The sequence below is a fragment of the Georgenia sp. G2120 genome, from assembly GCF_055326485.1.
The window spans coordinates 20,431-35,580 of sequence record NZ_JBUZNL010000007.1; the positions used below are offsets into that span (position 1 = coordinate 20,431).

The 15,150-nt window shown below is 73.3% G+C and carries 14 protein-coding genes and 1 riboswitch; of the genes, 2 read left to right on the forward strand and 12 right to left on the reverse strand.

Annotation, left to right across the window (positions count from 1 at the left end; translation table 11 throughout):
• Positions 1–294 carry a Sec-independent protein translocase subunit TatA gene (tatA, locus tag ACZLMO_RS09310; protein ID WP_463653567.1) on the reverse strand — a complete coding sequence of 98 codons (294 nt, stop codon included), beginning with the start codon at positions 292–294 and terminating at the stop codon, positions 1–3.
• 28 nt (positions 295–322) lie between these two features.
• Here tatA and ACZLMO_RS09315 point away from each other — a divergent pair, with 28 nt between their 5' ends.
• Positions 323–1,240, forward strand: coding sequence for a glycerophosphodiester phosphodiesterase (locus ACZLMO_RS09315; protein ID WP_463653568.1), 918 nt, complete (start codon positions 323–325; stop codon positions 1,238–1,240).
• Here the strand turns inward: ACZLMO_RS09315 and ACZLMO_RS09320 are convergent.
• Complete coding sequence (locus ACZLMO_RS09320; RefSeq protein WP_463653569.1) at positions 1,207–3,378, reverse strand: helix-turn-helix transcriptional regulator; 2,172 nt, start codon at positions 3,376–3,378, stop codon at positions 1,207–1,209. The two genes, ACZLMO_RS09315 and ACZLMO_RS09320, sit on opposite strands and share 34 nt — an antisense overlap.
• Before the next feature lie 34 nt (positions 3,379–3,412).
• Between ACZLMO_RS09320 and ACZLMO_RS09325 the strand changes: the two genes are divergently transcribed.
• Positions 3,413–4,546, forward strand: coding sequence for a DUF3866 family protein (locus ACZLMO_RS09325; protein ID WP_425713469.1), 1,134 nt, complete (start codon positions 3,413–3,415; stop codon positions 4,544–4,546).
• 148 nt (positions 4,547–4,694) lie between these two features.
• Here ACZLMO_RS09325 and ACZLMO_RS09330 read toward each other — a convergent pair whose 3' ends face one another.
• From ACZLMO_RS09330 to fmt, 10 genes are all read right to left on the reverse strand, one after another.
• Complete coding sequence (locus tag ACZLMO_RS09330) at positions 4,695–5,114, reverse strand: PH domain-containing protein (RefSeq protein ID WP_425713470.1); 420 nt, start codon at positions 5,112–5,114, stop codon at positions 4,695–4,697.
• A 143-nt stretch (positions 5,115–5,257) separates the two neighbouring features.
• Positions 5,258–6,103 carry an ATP phosphoribosyltransferase gene (gene hisG / locus ACZLMO_RS09335; RefSeq protein WP_425713471.1) on the reverse strand — a complete coding sequence of 282 codons (846 nt, stop codon included), beginning with the start codon at positions 6,101–6,103 and terminating at the stop codon, positions 5,258–5,260.
• 35 nt (positions 6,104–6,138) lie between these two features.
• The gene (locus ACZLMO_RS09340) at positions 6,139–6,402 is read right to left on the reverse strand and encodes a phosphoribosyl-ATP diphosphatase (protein ID WP_425713472.1); all 264 of its coding nucleotides are present in this window, start codon (positions 6,400–6,402) and stop codon (positions 6,139–6,141) included.
• 4 nt (positions 6,403–6,406) lie between these two features.
• Positions 6,407–7,534, reverse strand: coding sequence for an ABC transporter substrate-binding protein (locus ACZLMO_RS09345; protein ID WP_425713473.1), 1,128 nt, complete (start codon positions 7,532–7,534; stop codon positions 6,407–6,409).
• Between the two features lie 2 nt (positions 7,535–7,536).
• Complete coding sequence (locus ACZLMO_RS09350; RefSeq protein ID WP_425713474.1) at positions 7,537–8,352, reverse strand: ABC transporter permease; 816 nt, start codon at positions 8,350–8,352, stop codon at positions 7,537–7,539.
• A gap of 77 nt (positions 8,353–8,429) precedes the next feature.
• Positions 8,430–8,570: riboswitch (FMN riboswitch) on the reverse strand.
• 78 nt (positions 8,571–8,648) lie between these two features.
• Positions 8,649–11,198: a hypothetical protein gene (locus ACZLMO_RS09355; protein WP_463653570.1), complete on the reverse strand. Its 2,550-nt coding sequence runs from the start codon at positions 11,196–11,198 to the stop codon at positions 8,649–8,651.
• 55 nt (positions 11,199–11,253) lie between these two features.
• A complete protein-coding gene (locus tag ACZLMO_RS09360; protein WP_463653571.1) occupies positions 11,254–11,580 on the reverse strand; it encodes a hypothetical protein in 327 nt (108 codons plus the stop codon).
• A 299-nt stretch (positions 11,581–11,879) separates the two neighbouring features.
• Positions 11,880–12,548 carry a ribulose-phosphate 3-epimerase gene (gene rpe, locus ACZLMO_RS09365; protein WP_425713477.1) on the reverse strand — a complete coding sequence of 223 codons (669 nt, stop codon included), beginning with the start codon at positions 12,546–12,548 and terminating at the stop codon, positions 11,880–11,882.
• Between the two features lie 106 nt (positions 12,549–12,654).
• Entirely contained in the window at positions 12,655–14,178 is a 1,524-nt protein-coding gene (locus ACZLMO_RS09370; protein ID WP_425713478.1) for an RsmB/NOP family class I SAM-dependent RNA methyltransferase, read from the reverse strand.
• A complete protein-coding gene (gene fmt, locus ACZLMO_RS09375) occupies positions 14,175–15,122 on the reverse strand; it encodes a methionyl-tRNA formyltransferase (RefSeq protein WP_425713479.1) in 948 nt (315 codons plus the stop codon). Before fmt ends, ACZLMO_RS09370 begins: the two co-directional genes overlap by 4 nt.
• Positions 15,123–15,150: the final 28 nt, after the last annotated feature.

Here is a 15,150-nt window from a genome sequence, read left to right on the forward strand (position 1 = left end):
CTATCCGACGGAGGTCGGCGGCGACTGCCCGGCGTCGAACTGGTTGCTGGTGCTCTGTCCACCACCGTCCTGGCCGGTCCTGCTCTGTCCCCCACCGTTCTGGCCGGACCCGTTCTGGCCGGACCCGTTCGGCGTGTCGTCGTCCTCGCGCAGCTCGCGGACCTCCTTCTTGAAGACCTTGAGCGACTTGCCGATCGATGCGGCGATGTCGGGCAGGCGGGAGGCGCCGAAGACGAGCAGGATCACCACCACGAGCACGAGGATGTGCATCGGCTGAAGGCCGTTGCGGAACATGAGGTCACCTTCGTCGGGAGGATGGAACATGCCCAGGATAGACGCCGGGGACGGCACCCGCGCCGACCAAGGTCCCGTGAGGCGGGAGCGGGTCGAGGTGCTCGGGCATCGGGGCGCGTCCGCCGTGCTCCCGGAGAACACGCCGGCCGCGTTCGCGCGTGCGGTGCTCGACGGCGCGCACGGCGTCGAGCTGGACACCCACCTGTCCGCGGACGGCGTGCCCGTGGTCCGGCACGACCTCGTGCTCGACGTCCCCGGCCGCGGCCCGTGCGCGACGCGGGACCTCACGGCTGCGGAGCTCGCGCGACTCGGCGTCCCCACCCTGCGCGAGTCGCTCGAGGCGATCCGGGAGGCGGGTCGCGCGGCCGGCCAGGTGGCGGTCCCGGATGCCGCTCGGCCCCCGGAGCGGCGGTCAGGGACCGATGATCCGTGGGTGCTCGTCGAGATCAAGTCGGCCCCGGACGGCTCGGTGGCATGCGCCGCGCCGTACGAGGTCGTGGCCACGGTGGGAGAGGTCCTCGACGACGACGGGCCGCCGTGCGTGCTCGAGTCGTTCGACCGCGCCGTGGTCGCCGCCGCCGCCGACCTGCTGCCGCACGTGCCGCGGGCCGTCCTCGCCGACGCGGACTCGACGCGCCCCGGCTCCCCCTCCCTCGGCCCGCCCGGCGAGCGGTGGTCCGCGCCCGACCCGGTGGCCGCGGCGGTCGAGCTCGGGGCCGTCGCCGTCGCGCCGCGGCACACCTGGCTCGGCGCCGATCTCGCGGGGCGCGCCCGCGCGGCCGGTCTGGGGATCTGGGCGTGGACGGTCAACTCCGACGAGGACGCCGAACGGGCGACCGCTCTCGGCGCGACCGTCCTCATCACCGACGACCCGGCTGCGCTCCTCGACGGCCGCGGCGGGCGGCCGGGCGTTCACGCCGAGGTGACGGGGTCCCCGTCGTCGTAGCGGTCGAGCGCGGCCCGTGCGGCGGCGCGCACCCGCTGCGCCCACGCGGCGGGACCGATCGCGGTGACGTCGTCGCCGAGATCGAGCATCGCGCCGACGAACCACGCCTCGTCGGCGACCCGCAGGCGGACCCGGACCCCGCCGTCGTCGAGGTCCTTCGTGCTGATCGACGGCACCGTCTCCGCGAACGGGCGCGCGATCGACGCGAGCTCGACGACGACCTCGTCCCCGCTGTCCCCGACCTGATCGGTCCGTGCGGGCCATGGGTGCTCCTCGACCGGCACCGGCAGCACCGTGGCCGACACGATGCGGTCGACCCGGAAGGTCCGCGGCGCCCCCGCCCTCAGGCACCAGGCGGAGACGCGCCAGTCGCCGGCGTCGTTGACGATCGACCGGACGTCGACGTCGCGCTCGGTGCGCACGTCACCGGCCGACACGTACTCGAGGTGCAGGCGCCGACCCTGCTCGAGCGCCGACCGGACGGTCGACAGCGCGGCGACCTCGTCGGCGTCGGGCACCGGCACGTCGATCGAGCGGGCGACGCTCGACGCCTCCCCCGCCGCCTCCTCGAGCTTGGCGACCAGCTGGTCGATGAGCGCGGTGGACAGGTCGCCGCTCTCCGCCACCGCGCGCATCGGTCCGAGCGCGACGAGCAGGAGCACCGCCTCGTCCGTCGTCAGTCGCATGGGGCGCGCGAGCCCCTGGTCGTTGGCCAGCGAGACGACACCCGACTCGAACGCGTCGACGGAGAAGTCGATGAGGTCGTCGTGCTGGTAGCCGGGAAGCCCCGTCACCCAGAGCAGCTCGATGTCCTTGATGATCTGCTTCTCGCCGACCCCGAAGAGCTCCGCGAGCCCGGCGACGGTCTGGTCGCCGTGCTCGTGGAGCCGCAGCACGATGGCCAGGAGGCGGGCGAGCCGGACCTCGGCACCGTCGCGCTGGATCTTGGCGGCGGGTGCGGCCGTCGTGCCCGGTGTGTCGAGGGCGCGGGACTCGGCGACCTCGGCAGCGCGGGAGAGCCGACGACGCACGGAGGCGACGAGATCGTCCGGGCCGAGGGCCAGCGCGCCGTCCCCGAGCGCGGCGATCTCCCCCGCGAGGTCATCGAGGTCCGCCGTGGTCAGCTCCACCGTGTCCCAGTCGTCCGGGACACGCTGGTGCGCCTCTCGGGTGTCCGACGTCGGGCCCTGGTGATTGTCGTCCGGCGTCGTGCTCCGACGGTTGTCGTCCGGCGCCCAGCCGGCCTGCGTGCGCAGGGCGCCGCCCCGCCCCGGGGCGAGCGCGACGCGCGCCTGCCCGCCACGCCCGCTCGAGGCCATGAGGACGGCGGACAGGTCGAGGTCGGCCGGCGGCTGGACGCGATCCTCGGTCTCGACCGCGCGCACCTTCCCGCGCACCCGGGAGAGGTGGAAGACGCGGACGGCGCCGCGGTCGTGGTCGTGCCCCACGAGGTACCAGGACCGACCGCGGGTCGCCAGGCGCCACGGGTCGACCAGGCGGTTGCTCAGCTCGCCCGTGGAGGCGGCGCGGTAGTCGAATCGGACCGCACGGCCGTGCTCGAGCGCCTCGAGGATGACGGTGAATGCGGGCCCCGCGTCGGCGAGGCCGACCCCGGGAGCGGTGCGCAGGGCTGCCGCTTCCGTCGTGGTGTCGTCCTCCGTGGAGGGGCCGGACGAGGTCCTGCCGGAGGCCCCGACGTCGGCGTCCCCGTCCTCGTCGTCGTGCGGGCCGGCTGCCGTGCCCGGCTCGACGGTCCGGCCGCGCAGCTTGGTCAGCCCCCTGCGGGCCGAGGCGCTCGTGGCGGCGTCGCGCCACACGCCGGCCGCCGTCGCGAGCACGGCGGCCTCCTGGGCGGTCAGGCTCAGCTCGGTGACGCCCGTGTCGTCGCCGTCGACCCGGTAGACGATGTCCGACTGGTGCACCGGGGAGACGAGCGTGAGCAGCGGGGCCCCGATCGACCGCAGCGAGTCCTTGTCGCGCTCGAACATGCGCTCGAACGCGTCGTCCTTCTGGCCGGCGTACCCGTGGACGAGGCGGCGGACGTCCGACTTCGACAGGCCGCGCGAGGTGGACCTCAGCGCGGCGAGGAGGTTGAGGAGCCGCTCCTCCTTCGTCACCTTCGTCGTCTGCGCGTTCACCCCTGCACGCTACCGGTGGCGGTAGCGTGACGGCGTGATTCTGTGGCGCGCCGGGACGGTGCTGGGCACGCGGCGGGAGTGGGCCGGATCGGTCGAGCTCGACGTCGAGGTCGACGGGCGCGAGCTGCGGGCCCTCGCCCATCCGGCCATGGTCGGCCGGCCCGAGCACGGCGACCGGGTCCTGCTCAACGTCACGGCGCTCGAGAAGGGGCTGGGCACCGGTGGCTACGCGCTGGTCGTCGCGCTGCCGGACCGACTGCCGGCGGATCCACCGCCCGGGCCCGGACACCTCGTCAAGGCCAGGTACACGCCCGGCCAGGTCATGGTCCTCGGCATCGACGAGCAGGAGTCGCCGCACCACGAGGACCTGCGCGAGGCCGACGACCTCGGCGGGTTGCCGGTCGTCGTCGCCGACCTGCACTCCGCGCTGCCCGCGGTGGTGGCCGGGGTGCACGCGCGACGGCCGGGCGCACGGGTGGTCTCGCTCATGACCGACGGTGGCGCCCTGCCGGCCTGGTTCTCCCGCACCACCGCCGGGCTCGCGGAGTCCGGGCGGATCGCCGGCACCGTGACCGTGGGCCAGGCATTCGGCGGCGACGTCGAGGCCGTCACCGTCCACACGGGGCTCCTCGGTGCGCGGATCGTGCTCGAGGCGGACGTCGTGGTCGTCGCCCAGGGGCCGGGCAACCTCGGGACCGGGACGCGGTGGGGTTTCTCGGGAGTCGCGGCCGGCGAGGCGCTCAACGCGGCGGCGACCCTCGGGGGACGCGGGATCGGAGTCCTGCGGATGTCCGGGACGGATCCGCGCGAGCGGCACCGGGGCCTGTCCCACCACTCGGTGACCGCGCTCGGTCGGGTGGCGCTCGCGCCGAGCGACGTCGTGGTGCCGACCGGTCTCGAGTGGCCCGACGGCGACTGCGACGACGTGGTCGAGGAACGCCTCGTGCACGCGCTGGCGGGGCGGCACCGGCGGGTCGACGTCGACGTGCGCGCGGGTCGTCGGGGTGATCAGGATGGCGGACCTGATCTGCTCGCGGCGCTGCGGGAGATCGAGCAGGCGGCCGGCCTCCGGCTCTCGACGATGGGGCGCGACCTCGACGCCGACCCCGTGCCGTTCCTTGCCGCCGCCGCGGCGGGGGTCCATGCGGCGAACCTGCTGCCCGACTGACCGTCCCACTTTCCGTCGAGAGTGCGGTTGGGGCTCGACGAACCGCAATCTCGACGACGACGAACCGCAGTCTCGACGAACCGCAATCTCGACGAACCGCAATCTCGACGACGACGAACCGCAATCTCGATGAATCACGGCGGGCGGGTCAGCCGCGGGGGCCGGCCTCGCGGGCGTGGAGCTCGATGAGGGTCGACAGGCGCTGGGCATCGGCAGCCGCCCGGGAGCCGTCGCTGCGCTGGACGGCCATGACTGCCAGGGTCGTCGAGTCGGTGAGGTCGAGGTTCGCCCACGGGCGGTGCTCGCCGTACTCCACCCCGAGGATCTCGGCCCACTCCACCCGCCGACCGGCGAGGAAGTTCCGCACGGTGAGGCCGTCCTCGTCGGGCAGGGCGGCGACCCGTGCCTGACGCTCGAGGATCGCGACGATGACGAGCGCGAGCAGCGCGGTCAGCAGCTGGTCGGTCAGGCCCCAGTGGTCGACACCGGGGATGCGGCCCGTGAACACGATGATCGCCGCGGCGCCGACCACGACCGCCACCTGCAGCACGCGCGCGACGAGCCGCACGAGCCGAGGCCTGATCGGCGCGTGCAGCCGGGCCCGGACCTGCTCGCCCGACGGCGACCTACCGTCGTCGGACGTTGCCCCAGAATCCCCGGAACCTCCGGAGTCGCCGAAACCTCCGCGGCCCCCGGCATCCCCGCCGACGGTCACAGGCGGCTCGCGAGGATCGAGGTGACGAGGATCGCGCGCGCACCGGCGGCGTACAGCTCGTCCATCACGCGGTTGACCGATGCCCGCTCGACCATGACGCGGACGGCGACCCAGCCGTCGTCGCGCAGCGGCGAGATCGTCGGGGACTCCTGGCCGGGCGCGAGGGCGACCGTCGCGTCGAGGTGCTCCTTGGGCACGTCGTAGTCGACGAGCACGAACTGGCGCGCGACGAGCACGCCCTGCACGCGCCGGTCGAGGACCTCGAGCCCCTCGGGCTCCTCGCTCGTGGCCCGGCGGATGAGGACGGCCTCGGACTTGAGGAGGGGCTCGCCGAAGGTCGACAGGCCGGCGGCGGCGAGCGTGGAGCCGGTCTCGACGACGTCCGCCACGACGTCGGCGATCCCGAGGCGCACGGCGGACTCGACCGCGCCGTCGAGGTGGACGGTGCTGGCGTCGACGCCGCGCTGGGCGAGGAACCCGCGGACCACCGTGTCGTAGGACGTGGCGACCCGCAGGCCGCCGAGGTCCTCGATCCGGCGGGGACCGTCCTCGGGGGCGGCGAACCGGAAGGTGGACCGGGCGAACCCGAGCGCGCGGTGCTCGACCGCGTCGGCGCCCGAGTCGACGAGCAGGTCGCGGCCGGTGATCCCGCAGTCCACGGTGCCGGCGCCGACGTACACGGCGACGTCCCGGGGGCGCAGGAAGAACAGTTCGACGTCGTTGTCCGGGTCGGCGACGACGAGCTGGCGGGTGTCCCGTCGTCGGCGGTATCCGGCCTCGGACAGGAGGTCGGACGCGGGCTCGGACAGCGCGCCCTTGTTGGGCACGGCGATACGCAGCATGTGGCGGTCTCTTCCTAGGGGCGGGCGGGTCGCGCTCAGAGGTGGCGGTAGACGTCGTCGAGGGTGAGACCGCGCGCGATCATCATCACCTGGACGTGGTAGAGCAGCTGGCTGATCTCCTCGGCCGCCGCGTCGTCGCTCTCGTGCTCGGCGGCCATCCACACCTCGGCGGCCTCCTCGACGATCTTCTTGCCGATGGCATGGATCCCGGCGTCGAGCTGGGCGACGGTCCCCGATCCCTCGGGGCGCTCCTCGGCCTTGGCGGTCAGCTCCGCGAACAGCTGGTCGAACGTCTTCACGCGGTCAGCCTACGGCGCGGTCCGCGACGAGGACGGGAGTGTCCGGGAGCGCGCGCACCGCGGCCTCGGCGTCGACCTCGCCCTCGAGCAGGCCGGCACCGGACATGAACTCCGCCATCGACCGCCACCTCGCGACGTCGATCTCCCCACGCTGCTCCTCCGCCCCGTACAGCTCGGCGGTCGCGGTCGCGACCGCGAGGGCGCTCTCGCGCGCCTCGGGCTCGGTGAGGTCGGGGACGTGCGTCGCGCTGACGTCGACGGCCGCCTCCGGGTCGGCGACGACGTCGTCCATCGCCCGCAGGACCGCGCGGACGACGGCCGCGACCTCCTCCTCGCGCTCGGAGAGCGCGGCGTCCGTGGCGACGAGCCCGACGCCGACGAGCGGGACGTCGTCGCCGAGCGGGATCTCGGTCACCGGCGTGCCTGCGCGCTCGAGGCTGACCGCGTCGTTGTTGACGTACCCGACGACGGCGTCGACGTGTCCCGCGGTGAGAGCCGAGACCTGGGTGAACCCGATGGTCTCGACCTCGACGGACTCCCCGCCGTCGGGCATCGACGCGAGCGCGGCCTGGAGGCCGAACCACGTCTCGCCGAACTCCCCGGGGACGCCGACGCTGCTGCCGGACAGGTCCTCGAGGCTCGCGAGCCCGGAGTCCTGCGGCGCGAGGATCGCGACCGGGTACTCCTGGTACATCGTGGCGACGGTGGTCAGGCCCGCTCCCTGGGCGACGGCCTGAAGCATCTCGTCGCCGCCCGCGACGACGACGTCCTCCTCCCCCGCCTCGGCGGCCGTGAACAGGCCCTCCGACGCGCCGTGGTGCCGCAGCTCGACCTCGACACCCTCGTCCTCGAAGTACCCGCGTTCCTCGGCGACGTAGAACGGGGCGAACTGGACGTCGGGCACGTAGGTGAGGCCGATCGTCAGGGTGTCGCCGTCGGCGCCGTCCTCTCCCCCGCCACCGGAGTCTCCGCAGGCCGCGAGCAGGGCGGCGGCGAGGAGGGCGGCGTGAGGTGCACGGCGCCCGGACCGACGGTCCCCGGCCGGTACTGAGCGGCGGCGCGCGAACCACGCGTCGGGCCGGCTCTCGGTCGGTGCGGAGCGGCGGGGGGCGGGCCGCGGGGTGGTGGTCATGGTCAGGCTCCTTGCCGGTGGCGGAGGTGGTGCTGGAGGGCGCCGACCGCGGCGAAGAGCGCGGCGGCGAGGACGCAGAGGATCGTGAGGATCGAGAACAGGCCGACGGTGTCGGCGGACGCGCCGCGCGAGGACAGGAGCATCCCCAGACCGCGGCCGCCGGTGACGATCTCGCCGACGATGGCGCCGGTGAGACTGAGGGTGACGCCGTTGCGCACGCCCGTGAGGATCGCCGGGAGCGCGAGCGGCAGGAGGATGCGCGCGAGGAGGACGGGGCCGCCGGCGCCGTCGAGCCGGGCGGCCTCGATGACGTCGGTGTCGATGTGCGTGAGCCCGTAGACGGTGCCGAGCAGCATCGGGAAGAACACCATGAGTGCGCACAGCACGACGACGGGCAGGACCCCGTAGCCGAGCCACAGCGCGAGCAGCGGCGCGACGGCCACGGCGGGCAGCGCCTGGGAGGCTGCGACATAGGGCTCGAGGACGCGCCGCGCGAGCGTGGAGGAGGCGATGGCGATGCCGAGCGGGAGGGCGACCGCCGCGCCGAGGAGCGAGCCCCAGCCGGCGGCGTACAGCGTCGGCCAGAGGTAGCTGCGGGCGGGGCCGGTCAGGTCGTCGAGCACGCGGGAGAGGACGTCGCTCGGGGCGGGGAGGAAGTACGGGTCGACGAGCCCCGCGCGGCAGGCGAGCTCCCAGGCGAGAAGCACGACGACGCCGAACACCACGGGCGCGACGGCGCTGACGGCCCCTGCTCGCGCGGGCGGTCGAGGCCGGCCGCCGACGCCTGCGGCGTCGACGTGCTCGAGGGGCTGTGCCACCCGTTCCTCCTCCCGGCCTGCGTGCGACCGGGGCGAGGGGACGCGGGCGTCCCGAGAGGGTGGACCGGGTGGCCCACCGCGTGCGTCCTCTCATCCGGACTTTGACCGTCGGTCCCGGAGTTCCACCGGATCGGCCCTCGCCGCGCAGCTTCCTGCGTGGCCTCGGGTTCGCGGACTGTTACCGCCGGTTCGGATTTTCACCGACCCCGGAGCACGTGCTCGAGGGACGAGTGTACGACGTCGGGGCCGGGACCCACGAGAGGGTCCCGGCCCCGACGGTCGGCGGGTCGGTCGGCTCAGCCGCCGTCCGCCTGGTTGTCGTTGGCGGCGCGGGTGCGCGCGTCGTTCATGCGCCCCTCGGCATCGTTGGTCATCGAGCCGTACTGTCCACCGGCGCCGTTCTCGGAGTCGTTGAGATAGTCGACGAACTGGTCGCGCTGCTCCGGCGTCATCTGGTCGTAGGGGATGACCGAGCCGTCCTCGTTCCAGAACTGCTCGTCGGGTCCGAGGTCGCGCTCACTTGCGGTCTCCCACTCGGTGAACGACGGCGAGCCCTCGTAGGTGCCGGCTGCGGCGACCGCGGAGTAGAAGCGGTCGTTGACCATCTCGTTCTGTGCCTGCTGCCACTCGGCGGACTGCACGCGCGACGCGTCCTCGTTGCCGGTGTCGAACATGGCCTCGAGCACGGGGTCCTTCGCCCAGTCGATGCCCTTGTCGACCGCACCACCGACGACGGGAATGTCGTCGAACGGGACGAGACCGAGCCCCTCGTTCGCGAGGTCCTGCATGTACTGGTTGTACTGGTCGAGCGCGCCTGCGTTGTCACCGTTCTCGTTCGAGAGCGACTCCATGACGAAGGCGTCGAAGTAGCTGCCGTTGCCGAAGGCGTCCTGGGCGGCGTCCATGTTGCCGTCGCTGAGCGCCTCGTACATGCCGTTGTTCGTGTGGGCGTAGCTCGCGTTGAGGATGCGCTGCAGCGCCGGCGGGTTGTCCGGATCCCCGACGACCGATCCGTCGTCGCCGGGTCGGACGATCTGGTCGGGCCGGTCGTAGCCGAGGTCGCCGAACGTGTGATGGAGGTTGTTGAGGGTGCCGTTGCTGAAGGTGATGTCGTAGGTCCCGCCATCCCCCTGGCCCACCCCGTCGCCCGTGGCCTGCCCGTCGAACGCGGTGTGCAGGTCGTCGATGTAGGTGGCCATCACCGTGCCCATCGCGGGCCGCAGAGCCGACATGCTGAGTCCTGCGCGCGTCTGCGCGGTACTCCCGTCGAGCGGCTCGGAGCCGGCGATCGCGTCGTTGTACCCCACGATCGCCTGCTGGGCGAGCTCGACCGACTCCTCGTCGGTGGTGTCCAGCGAGTAGCTCTCGAGGACGTCGCCCATGGTGGTGCCGAAGTCCGTCATGCCCATGACCATGCCGTTCGACGCGTCGCTCCGGCCGTGCAGGTAGTACTCCATGATCGACTGCGTCTGGCCGTCGCCCGCCGGGATGTCCTCGAGCAGCAGCCCGTAGGTCGCTTCCTCGCTCCTGCCCGCGGCCTGCAGCAGGTTGTGCAACGGGTCTCGACGCGGGTCGGTCGGGTGGAGATCGCCGAGCGGAGACTCACCGAAGTCGTACATCGAGTTACCCATGTGCGAGTAGTTCGACCTGTGCGGGTACGTCTCCGTGAGCCACTGGTCCCACTCGACCATGTCCACGCCGACCGTCTCCATGTAGTCGCGGGCGACGGACGCGTTCGGGTCACCCGCAAGGCCGGCGGCGAGGAGCTGGCTCTGGATGTCGTACCCGTACATCACGGTGCCGTCCATCCCCTCCTCGTACGGCTCGCCGGTCACGGGGTTGTACCCCTCCCGCCCGCTGGTCTGCAGGTCCTCCAGCCACTGATCGCGCCAGGTCTCGGTGTCCTCACGGGTCGACGGGTCCATCCCCGACAGATCGCCCGCTGACGTGGTGTAGGCGCCACCCAGCACGCCGAACAGATCCCGGTACTGCTGCTGGAGCTCGGGATACCCCTCGCCTGTGTCGATGAACTCCATGATCTGCATCGAGGCCTGGTTGAGGCCGTCCGTCCCGAGCCGCTCCATGAGGGCGGTGGCGAAGTAGGGGTCGTCGACGAGGTCGCCGTAGGTGTCGACGAACTCCTGCGCAGCCTCCTGGTCGCCGTTCTCGGCCTGCTCGAGGAGCTCCTCCGCGTCCTCGGCCTGTTCGTCCGCCACGTGATCGCGCCGGCTGCCGTCCGAGATCGTCGTCCCCGCCGTCATCGCCGCGGCGATGTCGGTCGCGCTGCCCTGCTGGGCGGCGGGCACGAACCCGTCGGTCAGCTCCGTCAGCTTCGACGCGGCCGTGCTCATGGACTCGCCGAGGGTGTCGAGGGCCGTGTCGTACCGGTCCTTCATGTCCTCGCGGCGGCTCTCGCGCTGGAGGTCGATCGACTCGATCGCCTCCGCCTTGTCCCGCTGGTTCGCGGGGTCCGTGTAGTACGGGTCGGTGTTGATCTGATCGAGAGAGTTGGTGAACCAGGTGTCGACCTCGTCCCACTCCGTCTGCAGCCCCTCGATCGTCGACTCGCAGGTCTCGAACGCAGCGCCCACGTCCCAGATGTGCGTGCCTGCACCCCCCATGTTCTCGGCCGCGGTCTGCACGTGGCCGGACAGGATCGACAGCTCGGTGTCGATCGCGTCCGAGCTCAGGCCCTCCGGAAACGCGCTGCGCAGACGCTGCGAGGCCGATCCGTCGGAGAGCAGGGTCTGCTGGAGCCGACCCTGGATGCGGGAGACGTTGGTGCCCTGCACCATGAAGGTCGTCGCGGAGCCGTCGGGCAGGGGGAGCTGATCTGCACCGGCCATCGGTGGTCCTCTCGGGTCATGGTCGGGCGGCGCCCGACCGATCGGTGCGGGGCCGTCAGACCTCGAGGAAGTCGAAGCCCGATCCGGCGTCGGTGTCGACCTCCTCGAAGCCCTCGGTCATGCTGACGGTGGACGAGCCACAGGCCTCGGTGGCGGCGGCCAGGGCGAGCAGACCCGTGTCGTGCGTCGAGATGAAGTCGGCCATGGCGGACTTGAGCGCGGAGATGTCCCCCGCGATGCGGTCGGGACCGGTCCCGGCAGCACGGTTGAGCGTCGCCTCCTCCGGCAGCTCGCCGGCGCCGTCGCGCAGGAGCATCCCGTCCACCCAGACGTCGTCACCGACTGCGGCGGTCGAGTACGGGTCGATCTCGATGGACATCATGCGCTCCTTGTCGGCCTGCCAGTTCCGAGCGCTTGCCACCGGCAACGCCTCTGGCGGAGCGTGTCCCGTCAATCTGACCGCCAGGTGAACACCGGTCGAATCGGCGGTGCTGCGGAGCATGCAGGGGGCGGGCAGAACCACCCGGTCGAGGCAGGTGCACCTCGTCACGCGAGTGCTTGTGGCACGGGAACGACGTGCACGACGACGAGGCGCGAGAGGGATCCGGCCCGCTCAGGTGCCCGAGGGGTCCATACCCGTGCGCCGGCGGCCGGCGCACGTCATCCCGCCGAGCGCCGCCGTCAGTGCGCGTGCGCCCCGGCGGCCAGCTCCCGCAGCGCGGCGATCTCGGCGTTGGCGTCCTCCGCGTTGTAGACGGCCGAGCCGGCGACGAACGTGTCGGCACCGGCGTCGGCGGCGCGCTCGATCGTCTTCCGGGAGACGCCGCCGTCGACCTGGAGCCTGATGTCGAGCCCGGCGGCGGACACGGCCTCGCGGGCGCGGCGGATCTTCGGCAGCACGGACTCGATGAACGACTGCCCGCCGAAGCCGGGCTCGACGGTCATCAGCAGGATCATGTCGAACTCGGCGAGGTGGTCGATCAGCGGCTCGAACGGCGTGCCGGGGCGGATGGCGATCGACGCCTTCGCCCCGGCGGCCCGCAGCTCGCGGGCGAGCTTGACCGGCGCCATCGCGGCCTCGGCGTGGAACGTCACCGACGCGCAGCCGGCCTCCGCGTAGCCGACGGCCCAGCGGTCCGGGGCCTCGATCATGAGGTGGGCGTCGATCGGGACCGGGCTCACCCGGACGCAGGCCTCGACGACGGGCAGACCCCAGCTGAGGTTGGGCACGAAGTGGTTGTCCATGACGTCGACGTGCGCGTAGTCGGCGCCCGAGATGCGCTCGAGCTCGCCACGCAGGTCGGAGAGGTCGCTGGTGAGGATCGACGGAGAGATCACGACGGAGGCCATGGACCGAGGCTAGCCGCCGTCCGTGGACGGGGCCGCCGCGGACCGAGGGCGCGTTGCGCAGCACGGTGCTGCGCGGACCGGGCCCGGGGGTCCCTCGGGTCGCCCCTCAGCCCTCGCGCCGCAGGAGCGCGAGGAACATCGCGTCCGTGCCGTGCACGTGGGGCCACAGCTGGACCACCGTGCCCTCCGCCCCCTCGACCGGGCTCCCCGTGACGAGGTCGGCGAGCCCGCCGGCGACCGACCGGGTGATCGCACCCGTGTCGAGGAGCGCGAGCCCGGGCGAGCCGCGCAGCAGACGGGTCACCTGGGCGCGCGTCTCGGTCACGTGGGGCGAGCAGGTCACGTAGGCGAGGACGCCTCCGACGGCGAGTGCGCCGGCCGCGGCCTCGAACAGCTCGTGCTGGAGCTCCGCGAGCTGGGCGAGGTCGTCGGTGCTGCGGCGCCAGCGCGCCTCCGGGCGTCGGCGGAGCGCCCCGAGCCCGGTGCAGGGCGCGTCGAGGAGAATGCGCGTCGCACCGTCCGGTCCCCCGTCCGGCCCGTCGGCAGGCATCAGCTCACCGGCCCGGCGCCCGTCCCCGACCGTCACCCGGACCGACTCCCCCGCCCGCTCGACGGCGCGGCGCACGAGGTCGGCGCGGTGCGGCTGCACCTCGTTGGCCACGAGCAACGCCCCGCGCTCCTGCGCGCGCGCCGCCAGCAGCGCGGCCTTGCCGCCGGGGCCGGCGCACAGGTCGAGCCAGGTTCCGCCGTCGTCGGTCCGTCCGTCCGTGAGGTCGGCGGCAAGCAGGGCGTGGGCGACGAGCTGCGAGCCGGCGTCCTGGACCGCCGCGCGTCCGGTCGCGACGTCGGCGAGCTCGCCCGGGGCGATCCCGACGAGGTCGACGGCGCCGGGCAGCGGGTGCTGCTCGACGTCCGCTCCGAGGTCGCGGGCCTGGCGGCCGAGCTCCCCCACGGACGACCAGCCGGGGCGGGCGACGAGGGTGACGCGGGCGGGGGTGTTGTCGGCGTCGAGCAGGTCGCCGAGCTCACGCGGGTCACGGCCGTCGGCGACAAGGGCCTGGCGGAGCGCGCGGACCACCCACGCGGGGTGGGACTCGACGGCCGCCGCGACGTCGAACCACTCGCCGCCGCTGTCGCGCACCGCGTCGGCCACGTCGTCCAGCCAGTCCTCGACGTCCCGGCCGGCCACCTTGCGCAGCACCGCGTTGACGAGTCCTGTGGGCGCCGGGCCCGCGACCTCGCGGGCGAGGGAGACGGACTCGGCCACGGCGGCGTGGGACGGGACGCGCATGCCGAGCAGCTGGTGCGCGCCGAGCCGGAGCACGTCGCGTACGGGCGGGTCGAGCGAGTCGACGTCGCGGCCCGACGCAAGGGCGAGGATCGCGTCATAGCGTCCCCGCAGGCGCAGGGTGCCGTAGGCGAGCTCGGTGGCGAACGCGGCGTCGCGACCCGTGATGCCCCGCTCGCGCAGGAGGCCCGGGAGCACGAGGTTGGCGTAGGCGTCCTCTGCGTGGACCTGGTGGAGGACCTGGTAGGCGGCCCGACGCGCGGGATCGGTGCGCGGGGCGCGGGTCTGCTTCCCGGATCCACGGCCGGTGCCACCCCGGCGGGGGCCGCGATCGTCGCTCATGCGTCGGGCTTCTCCGCACCGAGGCGGTCGTCGTCGGCGATGCGCGCACCTCGGGCCCAGGCGTCGGCGGCCATCCAGCTCTTCCCCGCGGGCGCCACCTCCGTCAGGCGGACGGCGTAAGTCGCCGTACCGACGAGAACCTCGCGACGTCCGGCGCGCACCTCGCCAGGAGCGAGGTCGGTGGTCCCCTGCACCTGATCGACGGGACGCAGCTTGAGGCGGTCACCGCCGGGCAGGGTGGTCCACGGCCCGGGCGCGGGCGTCGTGGCCCGGATGATGCGGTCGACCTGCTGGGCGGGCTGGTCGAGGTCGACGAAGGCGTCGGAGGTCGTCAGCTTCGGCGCGAGCGAGACGCCGTGCGTGCTCTGCGGGGCCGGGTCGATGAGGCCGGAGACCAGGGTCTCGAGCGACCGGGTGAGGAGCGGCGCGCCGGCCACGGAGAGCCGGTCGAGCAGTGCGCCGGAGGTGTCCGTGGCCTGGATCGTCTCGGTCATCGTGGCCAGGACCGGGCCGGTGTCGAGCCCCTCGTCGAGCAGGAACGTCGTCGCACCGGTGACGTCCTCGCCGGCGAGGAGCGCGCGCTGGACCGGCGCCGCGCCGCGGTAGGCGGGCAGCAGCGAGAAGTGCAGGTTGACCCACCCGTGGGTGGTGGCCGCCAGCGCGGGCGGCGGGATGAGCAGGCCGTAGGCGACGACGGCGGCGACGTCCGCCCCCAGCTCGCGGATCTCCTCGACGGCGGCCTCGTCCCGCAGTGTCCGCGGGGTGAGGACGGGCAGGTCCGCCTCGGCCGCGGCCTCACCGACGGGAGAGGGATGGAGCGTCCGGCCCCGACCTCGCGCGGCGGGCGCACGCGTGAGGACCCCGACCACCTCGTGCTCCGACTGGAGCAGGTGGTGCAGGGCCGGAAGCGCAACGACCGGGGTGCCGGCGAACAGGACTCGCACGCCTTCGATGGTAGATGCCTCGCCGAGG

Coding starts and splice junctions, on each gene's coding strand:
- ACZLMO_RS09360 (WP_463653571.1), bottom strand. CDS start 11,580: ATGATGTCCATCGAGATCGACCCGTACTCGACCGCCGCAGTCGGTGAC.
- hisG (WP_425713471.1), bottom strand. CDS start 6,103: ATGCTGCGTATCGCCGTGCCCAACAAGGGCGCGCTGTCCGAGCCCGCG.
- rpe (WP_425713477.1), bottom strand. CDS start 12,548: ATGGCCTCCGTCGTGATCTCTCCGTCGATCCTCACCAGCGACCTCTCC.
- tatA (WP_463653567.1), bottom strand. CDS start 294: ATGTTCCGCAACGGCCTTCAGCCGATGCACATCCTCGTGCTCGTGGTG.
- ACZLMO_RS09355 (WP_463653570.1), bottom strand. CDS start 11,198: ATGGCCGGTGCAGATCAGCTCCCCCTGCCCGACGGCTCCGCGACGACC.
- ACZLMO_RS09345 (WP_425713473.1), bottom strand. CDS start 7,534: ATGACCACCACCCCGCGGCCCGCCCCCCGCCGCTCCGCACCGACCGAG.
- ACZLMO_RS09315 (WP_463653568.1), top strand. CDS start 323: ATGCCCAGGATAGACGCCGGGGACGGCACCCGCGCCGACCAAGGTCCC.
- ACZLMO_RS09370 (WP_425713478.1), bottom strand. CDS start 14,178: ATGAGCGACGATCGCGGCCCCCGCCGGGGTGGCACCGGCCGTGGATCC.